At 44.3% G+C, this 12,922-nt stretch carries 12 protein-coding genes; 8 read left to right on the forward strand and 4 right to left on the reverse strand.

The genetic code is table 11. The features are described 5' to 3' along the window. Positions 1-101: 101 nt before the first annotated feature. Positions 102-755: a hypothetical protein gene (locus BJP34_RS14095; protein ID WP_070392899.1), complete on the reverse strand. Its 654-nt coding sequence runs from the start codon at positions 753-755 to the stop codon at positions 102-104. Between the two features lie 558 nt (positions 756-1,313). On the opposite strand from BJP34_RS14095, the gene argB reads away from it, so the two are divergent. The 4 genes from argB (at position 1,314) to BJP34_RS39755 (ending at position 3,620) form a co-directional block, all read left to right on the forward strand. Further along, positions 1,314-2,207 (forward strand): acetylglutamate kinase, encoded by an 894-nt coding sequence (argB, locus tag BJP34_RS14100; protein WP_070392900.1) that lies wholly within the window; start codon positions 1,314-1,316, stop codon positions 2,205-2,207. A 278-nt stretch (positions 2,208-2,485) separates the two neighbouring features. Further along, positions 2,486-2,638 (forward strand): hypothetical protein, encoded by a 153-nt coding sequence (locus BJP34_RS43260; protein WP_158517205.1) that lies wholly within the window; start codon positions 2,486-2,488, stop codon positions 2,636-2,638. Between the two features lie 24 nt (positions 2,639-2,662). After that, positions 2,663-3,178: a hypothetical protein gene (locus tag BJP34_RS14105; protein WP_070392901.1), complete on the forward strand. Its 516-nt coding sequence runs from the start codon at positions 2,663-2,665 to the stop codon at positions 3,176-3,178. A 232-nt stretch (positions 3,179-3,410) separates the two neighbouring features. Next, complete coding sequence (locus BJP34_RS39755) at positions 3,411-3,620, forward strand: hypothetical protein (protein WP_149030976.1); 210 nt, start codon at positions 3,411-3,413, stop codon at positions 3,618-3,620. Here the strand turns inward: BJP34_RS39755 and BJP34_RS14110 are convergent. Continuing rightward, positions 3,580-3,903 (reverse strand): PepSY-associated TM helix domain-containing protein, encoded by a 324-nt coding sequence (locus BJP34_RS14110; RefSeq protein WP_070392902.1) that lies wholly within the window; start codon positions 3,901-3,903, stop codon positions 3,580-3,582. The two genes, BJP34_RS39755 and BJP34_RS14110, sit on opposite strands and share 41 nt — an antisense overlap. Before the next feature lie 137 nt (positions 3,904-4,040). Here BJP34_RS14110 and BJP34_RS14115 point away from each other — a divergent pair, with 137 nt between their 5' ends. After that, positions 4,041-4,874, forward strand: coding sequence for a DUF3153 domain-containing protein (locus tag BJP34_RS14115; RefSeq protein ID WP_070392903.1), 834 nt, complete (start codon positions 4,041-4,043; stop codon positions 4,872-4,874). A 120-nt stretch (positions 4,875-4,994) separates the two neighbouring features. Next, positions 4,995-6,752 carry a serine/threonine protein kinase gene (locus BJP34_RS14120; protein WP_070392904.1) on the forward strand — a complete coding sequence of 586 codons (1,758 nt, stop codon included), beginning with the start codon at positions 4,995-4,997 and terminating at the stop codon, positions 6,750-6,752. A 242-nt stretch (positions 6,753-6,994) separates the two neighbouring features. On the opposite strand, the gene secA is transcribed toward BJP34_RS14120, so the two are convergent. After that, positions 6,995-9,811, reverse strand: coding sequence for a preprotein translocase subunit SecA (gene secA, locus BJP34_RS14125; RefSeq protein WP_070392905.1), 2,817 nt, complete (start codon positions 9,809-9,811; stop codon positions 6,995-6,997). A gap of 414 nt (positions 9,812-10,225) precedes the next feature. Further along, positions 10,226-11,329, reverse strand: coding sequence for a hypothetical protein (locus BJP34_RS46020; protein WP_193431324.1), 1,104 nt, complete (start codon positions 11,327-11,329; stop codon positions 10,226-10,228). Between the two features lie 728 nt (positions 11,330-12,057). Here BJP34_RS46020 and BJP34_RS14135 point away from each other — a divergent pair. Together BJP34_RS14135 and BJP34_RS14140 are read left to right on the forward strand one after the other, a co-directional pair. Beyond that, positions 12,058-12,435 carry a hypothetical protein gene (locus BJP34_RS14135; protein WP_149030977.1) on the forward strand — a complete coding sequence of 126 codons (378 nt, stop codon included), beginning with the start codon at positions 12,058-12,060 and terminating at the stop codon, positions 12,433-12,435. Between the two features lie 148 nt (positions 12,436-12,583). Beyond that, positions 12,584-12,865: a hypothetical protein gene (locus BJP34_RS14140; RefSeq protein WP_070392907.1), complete on the forward strand. Its 282-nt coding sequence runs from the start codon at positions 12,584-12,586 to the stop codon at positions 12,863-12,865. Positions 12,866-12,922 lie beyond the last annotated feature (57 nt).

Genomic DNA, 12,922 nt, shown 5'->3' on the forward strand with positions numbered 1-12,922 from the left:
TTAACGTTTTGATCAGCGACTGTAAATCTGTGAAATTACGGAATTTAAAATTACCCCACAACAATTCTTTGCCCAGAGAACTTTAAATCCCAATTTAGGAATTAGATAGCTCGATTTCTCTTTCTATCCCAAGATTGCAGCATCACCTGCCAGCATACCTGGCTGAAATAGAGAGTGATGTTCATAATACCCAATAACCGAGTGGCATCTTCTAGCATGGCTCGGGTTCCTTTTCCTGACAAATGGGAGAAGTCCACCAAACCAGATATGACAAATAAAATTCCCGCAATCATAAGCAGTATATATGGTGTAGATCGAATTATCTTCCAAAAGGCTAATCCATAGAGGATGGCACCTATGCCATACATAAAATACACCGGCGCTTTGGAAATCCCTTGCTTTGCTAGTATTAAATTAATCCTGAAGACATCATCAGTTAATAATATTCCAATGCCAATGGCAGAGTATAAAATAAATCGATTTATTTTTTGATTGGGCTGAATTTTGTTCAGCAAGAACCAGCACCATAAACAAATGGTTACTACTACACACCACATTAATTCAGAGACAGCTGATAACGTGCCGATGTAGGGGCGATGTAGAAGAAAAGGATCATCAAAAAGTCCTACGACTATATAACCCCTGTCCTGAATCTTGACATAGATACTTAAAACTAAAAATAGTAGAATAATTAAGCTGTTAGACCAAAAAATATAATGATCGTGGCGCAGCTGTTTGATCAGGATTTTCAGCATCGAGGTGAAACAGGTAACTAAGCAATTCTTTGTCAGGCTATATACTTAAGCTAACACAGGAGCTAATGGTAATCGGTCATTGCTCGGTAGTAGTGAGGTAAAATTATTGATTACTAATTCTCCATTAAGGTTTATTTAATATAAAGCCCTGCTTTAAGGTGGTAGCCTGGTTTTATTCTGTTAAATTAGTCTTGGGTTTTGCTTGTAAATCCGCAATTTTTTCTAAAAACTCTCTGATTTCAAGAGCTGGGTGAGGTACCTCCTCCTAGGTTAATTGGAGTAGGGAGTAGGGAGTCGGGAGCGGTGCGACCCGTGGCGAATTAAATTCGACGACTGTAAGCGCACCGAGGGAGTAGGGAGTCGGGTCGAAAATTATACCTATATCACCGTCTGACCATCTGACCCATCTATCTTTTACCAGAAGAAAACACCTCTACCTCTGTTCCCCTGAAGCTTTGTCTGTTCCAATTCTTAAGAAACGAGCCATTCTATCTAGCCCTAAGCTATGAAAATGATTTACACTGCTGTGGATGTGATTATAGATTTGAGTGATTGCCTATGCTCTATACTCAAGAGTACATAAGGGAAACTGAAGCAACCCGTGTGCGGGTACTCAGTGAAGCACTACCCTACATCCAAAAGTTTGCTGGTCGCACAGTCGTGGTTAAGTATGGTGGTGCGGCCATGAAAGACAGCAATCTCAAAGACCAGGTAATCCGGGATATTGTATTCTTAGCTTCTGTGGGTGTACGACCAATAGTTATCCACGGTGGTGGTCCGGAAATCAATAGCTGGCTGGGAAAATTAGGGATTGAGCCACAATTTAAGAATGGTCTGCGGGTGACCGATGCTGCCACTATGGATGTAGTGGAGATGGTGCTGGTGGGTCGGGTGAATAAAGAGTTAGTCTCTCGGATTAACTACGCCGGTGGTAATGCTGTCGGGCTGTGTGGCAAAGATGGTAACTTATTCGTAGCACGCCCACAAGGTCAAGAGGGTATTGGCTTTGTTGGGGAAGTGAGCAGTGTGGATGTGGGGCTAGTAGAGTCTTTGGTTAATAGTGGCTACATTCCAGTAGTGTCTAGTGTGGCGGCTGATGATACTGGCCAAGCTTACAATATCAACGCTGACACGGTTGCCGGTGCGATCGCAGCTGCTTTAGAAGCAGAAAAGCTGATCTTGCTGACTGATACCCCTGGGGTTTTGAAGGATCCTAAAGACCAATCTAGCCTGATTGCTCACCTAGATATTCAACAATCACGGGAGTTGATTGAGAGTGGGGTAGTGTCTGGTGGGATGATTCCTAAGGTAAACTGCTGCGTGCGATCGCTTGCCCAAGGGGTACGTGCGGCTCATATAATTGATGGTCGCATTCCCCATGCCCTGCTCCTGGAAATCTTCACCGATGAAGGAATCGGTTCGATGATTGTGGCATCGGAATTTACCAACTAAGGACAAATCGCAAATGGCAACTAGGAAATTGTTAATTGAGGCTCTTCGGTACTTGTTATGCTAAATAAACACTTTTACAAAGGGAGCAGGGAGCAGGGACTTCGGAGCAGGGAGTAGTCGGAAGAGGCGGTATTCAGATTTTGCTAGTTAAATAGCCTCAGAACCCCTGTAAAGTAAGCTTTATAAGCTTTTTAACTGTACATTTAGCATCAAAGGTACTGAAGAAGCTTAATTGAAAATGGAAATTAATAACAATTAATAGAGAGTTTATCGTAGCTATGAGGTACGAATTATTTTTTACCTGTTCTCTCTTCGGACTTCCCTATTCCCTATTCCCTGCTCCCTGCTCCGTTCGCGTAGCGTGGCCAACGGCCTCAGTCCCTGCTCCGAAGTCCCTAAAAACTGTAAATTTGTACATCACAAGTTCTTGAATTGCTATAATTAAACAATGACTAATGGCTAATGAAAAATTTTACCTTGAGTACCAGTCAGGAAAAGCCGCATTTGAACGAGGAGAATATCGTGCTTCTATAGAGCATTTGACCACAGCCAGAAATCTGGTAAATCTATCCTCTGGGCTCGGGGGAGAGGTGCAAATGTGGTTGGTGATGGCTTATGAGGCAGCTGGGCAAAAAGCGGAAGCGATCGCACTTTGCCAACAGCTGACTAGCCATCCTAACCTAGATACCTCCAAACAAGGTAAAGATTTACTCTATATTCTGCAAGCTCCTCAGCTGACTAGACCAGCAGAATGGATGACCAACATTCCTGACTTAGGCGCGATCGCAGAAAGTGACGACCGGGAGAGTTATGTGTATAGGTCTTTTAGCGATCGCAAGCAGCCTAACCTAGGATTGGTACCAGAACCCCTAGATCCTGCTGAGATTAACACTAAGGATAATCAATTCGTCTGGCTAGCTGTTGGTTTGGTGAGTTTAACCCTGGGTGGATTGATTTGGTTTGGGCTTTGACCTAGCGGTTTTCAATATTGTGAGGTACATATTTTCTGGTTTTAGGGAACAGCGGATCTGGGAACAGGGAACAGGGAACAGGGAAGATTAACCCAAACCTAACCCCTCCCAGGAGGAGCAGAGGGAACAGGAAAAAAACTTTTTGTACCTCATTAGGCTAAAAAAAGCTAGATTACCAGCAGAGACGGTTTTTTTTACTTTGCTTAAATCCAAGGGTTGGGTGGGTTAGGCAGTGAGTAGTCTAAGGGTTTTTAGGGATGCAGCGCTGCATCACTATTCCGAAGTTCCCTCTTCTGACTTCCCTACTCCCTGCTCCGAAGTCCCTGCTCCGAAGTCCCTACTCCCTGCTCCCTCGAAACATGTACCTCACCGAATTGAAAATTTCTATAGTCAGTTGTTTTTTAACTATCTGGGGCGGTTTTTTTATCCATCGCTTTGCTAGAAAAAATACCTTTCTTGCTGATACTTTTCCAATACATTACTATACCTGTAACTAACATAAAAATTAATCCTAAACCATTTAAAAGTACATAAATCGGCCTCAGTTGATCACCAAGATATTCTCCTTCGTGAATCGCCATTAAAAAGTGGCTTTGATCTTTAGAAAGCCCAAACCAGGCTCTCCCTAATCGATAGGCTATCCCGGTGATTGCTGTGATCATGAAAGGCAGTACGATGATTGGAGCTAAGGTACTATGCAGTTTACGTAAAGTAGGCTTATTCATAGGATTTGGGCTGGTTTATGAGATTCTATAACATGATTACAACATGCTATTGTATTGGTTTTAGGTTATATATGTAACAAATCGACCTATTGTTTCATAAATCCCTAAGGACACTAAGAAAAAAAGGAGAAGGGTTGGTGAAGTTAAATTTTGTGAGTTTAAGGCAGTTGGTTAGTGGAACTCTGAGGCATTTACGGGTTCTGGGGGTGATTGTGCTGGCATCAGTGCTACTGTCTGGTTGTGTCAACTATGATCTTGGGGTCAGGTTTGACGGTGAACACCATGGCAAGATTGTCCAGCAGATCAAGCTTGGAGAACAGCTGACAAAGTTGAGCGATGCTGAGGCGACCAAATGGCTCAGAAGTCTCGAAAGTCGGGCAAAGCAGCTTCAGGGGAAAACCCAGCGCCTCTCGGACCGAGAAATTGCGATCGCAATTCCCTTTAACAACGGTAAGGAATTAGTATCCAAGTTTGAGCAGTTTTTTAACCCAGTTGGTCACCCAGAAGATGCCCCATTAGCACCAGACAGTGATAGTAACCCAAGTTTTAACTCTAATTTACGCCTAGATCAAAACAACTTTTTTGTGGTGCAACGAAATCACTTAAGCTATGACCTGGATTTGCGCAGCCTAGGGGTAATAAACTCTGATAATGGCAAGGTTGTGGTTACTGCTGGTTCACTGTTGGATTTGCAGTTTAGCCTAGAGACCCCTTGGGGAGCAAACAGTATTGAGAAATCCCCCAATGCCATTAGTCCCAAGATTTATGATGATGGACATCAGCTAGTTTGGACACTGCAACCTGGTCAAATCAACCATATCGAAGTGGCATTTTGGCTACCCAGCTCCCTAGGTATTGGTATGATTATTATCATACTGGTGGTATTAGGTGGCTTCTACATAAAATACAAGTCTTTCCCCTGGGAAAGAACTGAAACTAATCAACCAGCAATACCATCAAATGTGATGTAGTTTAGACCAGTTAGAGTTAGACCAGTTAGAGAAACCAGTAATAGCTATTGGTTTCTCTAACTACTAAATTTATCAACATTTAACCCTGCGGGTTAAGTGTTGATAAATTTCTATCAGCTTATGAATAATTGTCTAGAATTTAAAATTCATGGCTATCAGATCATCAGGGATTTAACGTGCAATCAAGCCGTCGGCAGATACACTTACCTGGCGATAAACCTCAAAACTAAACAGTATGTTGTCATTAAGCAGTTTCAGGTTATTAAAACTAACACAAACTGGTTAAATTATGACACATACGAACGTGAAATACAAGTGCTGAAAGGATTGGAACATCCGGGGATTCCCTGCTATCTAGATTCCTTCCAAACTGAAGATGGCTTTTGCCTAGTTCAGGAGTATAAAGAAGCTTCATCTCTGGCCAAACCGCGAAGTTTTAGTCCTGATGACATTAAGCAAATTGCGATTTCTTTACTGGTAATTTTTGTCTATCTCCAAAACCGTATTCCCTCAGTAATTCATCGGGATGTTCAACCAGCTAATATCTTGGTAGATGATGATCTCAATGTCTATTTGATTGATTTTGGTTTTGCGCGACTGGGGGATGGAGAAGTAGGGGTTAGTAGCCTGGTTAAAGGAACCTTAGGCTTTATGCCACCAGAGCAATTATTTCGGCGTCAACTCACCGAAGCATCAGATCTCTATAGTGTAGGTATCACATTAATTTGCTTATTGAGTAATACCAAAGCAGAGGATATTGATGATTTAGTTGATATCCGCTATCACGTTAATTTTCAGCATTTAATTCCGAAGGTGAGTCCCCATTGGGTGAAGTGGTTAGAAAAAATGGTGGAACCCCAACTGGAGAACCGCTATCCCAATGCTAGAGCTGCTCTAGCCGCTATACCTACTGACCCGATTTGTTTACCAAAGGTTGACTTGAGTCACAGCAGTCTGGAGTTCACCGGGACTAGCTTGGGCAAAAAACTGACTCACTCCATCTGGATCAAGAATCCTATACCTGAGACAACGTTAACTGGAAAGTGGGAAGTTGCGCCTCATCTTCACGATCCACCTCATACCCCCGATTACCATAGCTGGATTTCGTTTGAACCAGCCACCTTTGAAGGGAATGAAGTTGAGTGCAAAATCACCATTGATACTGGAAAGTTGATGGCGGATAAAACTTACCAAAGAAAGGTTTTACTGCACACAAATTCTTCCCCGAAGACTTATTCGTTAGATATTAATTTAAAAACTGCTCCTATCCCAATTACTCGGAAAAAACTCCCCTACCCTTACCTAGCCCTATTGTTACTATTTGCTGTAGCTGTTGATTGGATTATAGCCTCTAGTCTGCTGATCTACGGAACTCTAATGGGAATTAGTGCGACACCTGGTTTTAGCACCTTAGCTGGGGCAGCGGTAGGTTTGGAATTGGCAGCGTGGTTAACGACAACAGCTGGTCGGACCTCAGGAGCAATGGCAGGAGGAACGGCTGGTATTTTAGTTGGTATTGTTACTTGGGTAACGGCTTTGACTGGATTGGTAGCAACAGCAGAAGCTACAACAGTGGTTGGGGCTGTAGCTGGACTAGTGGGTGGATTGATCAGTGGAGTAGCAATCGGTATTGTGGTAGAAAAGTTTATGGATAGGGGATTGACTAGGAATTTTTCGATCTGGCTGTCACTGGTGAGTACAGCGTTTGGGAGTAGTTTGGGTCTAATTTTTATACTGGGATTGCTTGATCCATTGGTACCAGCGGCTGTGGTAGTAACCGGTATTCCCTTAGTGGCAATGATTACTTATATTCCTTTGCAACGAGCCAGAAAGATTGCTGAGTATCGTCAGGCAGAACGGAAGTTGATTAGACCATAAAGTTAAGTCGGGAATCGGGAATCGGGAATCGGGAATCGGGAATTGGGAATCGGTTGACTAGTGACAACTATAGTTAAACAAGGCAAAAGGCATGCATGGCTATTGGCAAGAGGCAAAAGGTTAAGGGCAGCAGCAAACCTTAAACCTTAAACCTTGGCCTTAAGGCCGTAGGCCACGCTGCGCGAACGGCCACGCAATCGCGTTCAACCTTCAACTTCTTAAACCTTCAACTTAAAAAGGCATTACACTGCTTGGGGTTGCATTTGTGGCTGGAACTGGAAGAGGGAGTATACCACATTGCGGCGGATATCGATCATCATTTCCAAGAACATCTCATAGCCTTCCTGCTTATACTCAATCAGGGGGTCTTTTTGGCCATAACCTCGTAATCCCACTGACTCCCGTAGGGCGTCCATGGATTGTAAATGCTCTCGCCAGAGGTTATCGATTTGATTCAAGATAAAGAATCGCTCAGCTTGTCGCATTAGTCCTGGCTGGATTTGATCGACTTGAGCTTCCTTGATATCATAGGCTTTCCGGACTTCTTCATGGAGGAAGGTTTTGATTTCCCCGACAGTCATATCTTCTAGATGCTGTGGTTCTAGATCTTGGAGTAAGTAGACAAATTCTTTGACCTTTCCTACCAAGCTCTCTAAATCCCACTCTTCTGGTGGTAACTCTGGGTTAACGTAGGCGTCTACAATATCACTCATAGTCTTTTCGGCATACTGGATGACTTGTTCTTTGAGGTCTAGTCCTTCCAGCACTCGCCGTCTTTCCGCGTAAATTGCCCGCCGTTGGTTGTTCATGACCTCGTCATACTCAAATACCTGCTTCCGGGTATCGTAGTAGAAGGTTTCCACTTTCTTCTGGGCATTTTCTAAGGAGCTGGTGAGCATCCCGGATTCGATGGGCATATCTTCCTCAACCCGGAACATATCCATCATCCTTGCTACGCGATCGCCTCCGAATATCCGCAGGAGATTGTCTTCCAAACTTAGGAAAAATCGGGTAGAACCGGGGTCACCTTGCCGTCCAGCTCGTCCTCTGAGCTGGTTATCAATACGGCGGGATTCATGACGTTCTGTGCCAATAACGTGCAAGCCACCTTTTTCTACCACATCATCATGTTCTTTGGTGGTGAATGCGTCATATTCCCCTTGAATTGCTTTATAGACTTCCCGCAGCTTTTGAATAACTGGGTCATTGGTGGGAGCATTTTCTGAAGCGATCGCTAATTTCTCTTCTGCTTCTAGTTCCGGTAAACTCTGCTCTCCATACTGTTCAACTGCAAAATTTACTGCCTCTTTTAGGAGTTGTTCCGTTTCCCGGGACAATTTGGTCGGGAAAATCTGAGGGCTAACCTTCCAGCTTTTCGGTTTCTTTCCTGGAGCAAACCCAACAGCGTCCGATTTAGGCTTTGCAGTAGTTACCCCTATGGGGGCAAAGGCTTCGTCTTGCTCTGGCTGAACTATTTTGGGCATAAAATATTCCCGTAGCTTCAGCCGTGCCATGAAGTCAGCATTACCTCCCAAAATAATATCTGTTCCTCGGCCAGCCATGTTGGTGGAAATAGTCAAGGCTCCTTTGCGTCCTGCCTGAGCCACAATTTCTGATTCCCGCTCCACATTTTCCGGTTTAGCATTGAGCAGGTTATGGGGTACCCCCTTTTCGGCTAACAGACCTGACAACAACTCGGATTTTTCTACACTGGTGGTTCCCACTAGTACCGGACGTCCTTGTTGATGGAGTTCAGCACATTCTTCTGCTACTGCCCTCCACTTAGCTGGCTCGGTCTTGTAAACCACATCGGAAACGTCTCGACGTTTAGAGGGTTTGTTAGTGGGAATAATGGTAACTTGCAAGTTGTAGATTTTTTCAAATTCCGCTTCTTCTGTTTTGGCGGTACCTGTCATACCGGCCAGTTTGGGATAGAGCAAGAAGAAATTCTGATAGGTAATGGTTGCTAGGGTTTGGGTTTCATTTTGAATATCTACCCGTTCCTTGGCTTCTATGGCTTGGTGTAGACCATCACTCCACCGGCGTCCTGCCAACACTCGGCCAGTGAACTCGTCTACAATCACTACTTCCCCATTCCGCACGATATAGTTCACATCTTTCTGAAAGAGTTCCTTAGCCTTGAGGGCATTGGAAATATAATGAGCCCAAGGGTCTTTGGGGTCGTACAAATCTTTAACCCCTAGAAGTTGCTCTGCTTCGATAAACCCTTCATCGGTCATCAAGATGTTACGGGCTTTTTCATCAACTTCGTAGTGTCCTAGTTGATCAGGATTCTCTGGATCTTCTGGATAGAGCCTGCGGACAATTTCTGCGGCCTTAATGTACTTTTCAGTCGGTCGCTCCACTTGCCCAGAAATAATCAGTGGGGTTCGGGCCTCATCAATCAGTACTGAGTCTACTTCGTCAATAATGCAATAGTTAAATGGACGTTGCACCACATCTGACATTGCTGTGGCCATGTTGTCCCGGAGATAGTCAAAGCCTAATTCACTGTTGGTGCTATAGGTAATATCACAGGCATAGTTCTTTTGCCGCTCGAGGGGGGACATTCCCGATTGAATCAGCCCCACAGTTAGACCTAGGAAGCGATGAACTTGTCCCATCCATTCCGCGTCCCGACGGGCTAAGTAGTCGTTAACGGTTACAATGTGAACCCCTTTACTATCGATGGCATTGAGATAAGCTGGTAAAGTAGCCACCAGGGTTTTTCCTTCACCAGTTTTCATCTCCGCAATTTGCCCTTTGTGCAGGACAATGCCACCCATGACTTGGACATCATAGTGACGCATTCCCAGCACTCGCTTTCCTGCTTCCCGCACTACAGCAAAGGCTTCTGGCAGAATTTGATCAAGAATTTCATCACGCTCTTGACTAGTGTTGGCTTTCTCCAGCTGCTGTTTAAACTCTGCGGTTTTGCCCCTGAGTTGTTCATCCGATAGGTGCTGGATGTCTTCTTCGAGGAGGTTAACTTCTACAACATCAGGTTGGTACCGTTTGAGCTTACGTGCGTTTGGATCACCAATTAGTCTCTTAAGCATAGCAGGAGAGGGAGATGTATAGTTCTCGGATGTATAGTTGTGCGTTTAGGGACACTTTTATAGATATCCTACCAAACTCCTGTGTCAAAAAGATGGGGGAAGATCGGGTATTGATATTTGTCAATAAAAATGAAAGTGTGGGAAGGGTGGGGAGGGTGGGAGGTGTGGGGAGATGGGGAGATGGGGAGCGGTGCGACCCGTGGCGAATTTAATTCGCCTACGGAAAGCGCACCGAGGGAGATTTTTATTAAGGTTAATTATCCTGACCTGATCTAATAGATAATTGAGTACTGACCCAACTATACCATTACCTCTGGCTTGACCTTATTCTCTGCCTTGATTGTCTGGCTTGCTATAGCGATTATCTCATCATTCCATCATCCCATCATCTAATTATCTCATCATTCGTCTAATTTAGTCACTCTTCCAAGGATAAATTAGAACAATTAATCGCCGTAATAGGTAAGTAATCATTCTTTTTGAAAGGTATGGTGTCAGGGATTTTAATCCTTCTCGCTGGACTTTTCTGAGGTAAAAGACAATTCCTCTTAAAAAATCCTGCCAGCGTCTGCCCCAGTATTCTTTCTGAATTCCCCCTGGATCAAGACGTATATTGTAGGGATTGTAATTATATATATTTAATGAATTGAGTTTAGTTAGACCTTCTTGAGCTGCAAACTGTTCATAAGTGATGCCATTGTTCCGAAACTGGGGATTAGTATCGGGATAAATCCATTCCCATACCATCCAATCTTGACTAGCAAACAAGAATTCTGCACAGTTTTTCGTTACCTGAGCATATTTCAGTCTAATCCCAATGGGAATTTCAGCCCAAGGACCATGCTGCCAGACGAAATCTGGGTCAAAAAATGCTTTAAATGCCAGGTCTTTGCCATTAATTCTCAGGCGAGCTACCCGACCAACCATGCCAGCTCCAGCTATTTCCACCTCAACCTTCATTCCCCCTGTAGATAGCATTTCAGGATGAATTGGAGCTGGTTGTGTAGGCAAATCCTGGGAGGGCAAATCCTGGGAGAGCATGGCCTTGGGATATAACCCCTTGGAGTTGAGCTCTAATTTTTTCCTAGAAGGCTTGGCCTCTGTTGGTGCGCTTTCCCTAGGTCGGGAAACCCGACCGGGGTCGCACCGCTTTAAAACAGATTTTTGACTGTGCTGACACACTCTGGTTTTTTTTACTAAAATAACGGTCTTGTTTACCCTACCTAATCTAAGCCGCACTCTTTTTAGGTAGAGTGTGACTCGGTGTCCTTCTGAGGAGGTACTACTGACATACTTTGCTAATTTGTCTAAAAATTGTCTTAACTCTTTGATGGTAATCCCGTTAGTTACATCTAGTAGCTCGGAAGGTGGTGGATAAAAGTATAGCTTGTTTTGACCAGTAGATTTGATGACCTGTTGGCAGAGGGCATGAAATTTCCTAGGAGACATCAGTTTTTGCTGAGCCTGACGGATAATTGGTGCTACGAGTGATTCCTCCCAGTGCTGGTAATCTGCCATGGTGTTATCCTTTTTATGCCAAATTTATTATTATCTACTGTTTTAAGCATCTTTGAGATCTAAACTTCACACTTTTTAACTGTTTGGGTGACGGTTGACTGTTGGTGGTCAGTAATCGTAAGCATTCAGCAATCAGCTGTCAGCCGTCAGCTAATCGACGGGAGGTAAGAAAACAGTTTACGGTGCTGGTGCGACTGGTTGAAAATCTGTGCTCGTTTTACTCATCCGACCCCGTTCAGTTAAAGCGCCTGCTAGCACCTCAAGTAGCACCTCAAGTAGCGCATTAGGTGATATAGCACTACGCATTAAAGTTAGGACATTGATACAAGCTGAAAACCTTCTGTAGTAAACTTTTGCCTCTTGCCTCTTGCCTCTTGCCTTGGGCGTAGCGCTATAACTGATAGCTGAATGCTTACGTTACTTTGGAACCGGATAAAAATACCACCACAGAGGGGGGTATGGGAACATTCGTTAAGGTAAGCTACGTCTAACTCGTCTATCTGTGTAAGTATTTAGCGATCAGTTATCAGCTATCAAGGATAGATCTTTAGTTCGACTCTCTTGGTGCGCGTTCACGCTTGTCGGCACACCCGACCGGGATCGCACCGCAAAAATACCTGACTAAAAAGGTGAAACAAACCTAACTAAAGGCCTTTAGCTGATAGCTGACGCTTATTTAATCTATCGGTAGCTCAAATAGCATTGCTCTTCCACAGGAGGTCAGCAATATGAAATTCTCAATTGTGCTTCTCACAGGACTGATGGCTCTAGTCCCTCTGGCTCCAGTTAACGCTGAAAGTCCCATCGTTGTTGGGGATAGTAACCTAGACGTTGTCATCTCTTCATTCGGGCGTAAACACAGGCATCGTTCACACCGCAGGCATCGGCGAATCTATTATCCCAGGCGTGGGCGTGGGCGTGGGCGGGTGCGAATCTATTCTCCTAGGCGTGGAAGAGTTCGAGTCTATTCTCCTAGGCGTGGACGAGTTCGAGTCTATTCTCCCAAGCATAGGGACGATGAAATCTACTATCCTAAGCGTAGGGGAGTCAGAATCTATTCTCCCAGGCGCAGCCACGATTCGATTTTTTATCCTTACTATAGGTAGTTAGCTGTAACTGTTAAGCATTCAAATTAACCACAGGACTTACGCAAAGCCCCCTAAATCCCCCAATACTGGGGGATTTTGACATTATTTCCCCCCCAGTATTGGCAGATTGTAGTATAGTAGTATATGTAATACAATCTTCTTTAATATGACACTTGGGTTGGACTATAGTCCGGTTTGCAACTCACAAGACCTTGAGCAGATTGGGATGATTATATCTCAGTGCTTTGGGGTTTCCGTAAGTGACTGTGAGGCTTACATTGAGCGTCTTGGTAGTGAAAACTTCCGCGTGATCCGCCAAGCTGGAAATGCGATTGACCAAAGGTCACGCTACGCGATCGCTAATTTGGCAATTTATCCGATGGCACAATGGTACGGTGTTGACACTCCCCGCCCTGGAAGGACGGGGATTCTTGATTCAACGAGATGACTTGTTCAACCAGGCCGGAGCCAGGAAAAATAGAGGTCTCCTCTCCCCAAGCGTAGA

The sequence above is a fragment of the Moorena producens PAL-8-15-08-1 genome (assembly GCF_001767235.1).
In the GTDB taxonomy this organism is placed as follows: domain Bacteria; phylum Cyanobacteriota; class Cyanobacteriia; order Cyanobacteriales; family Coleofasciculaceae; genus Moorena; species Moorena producens_A.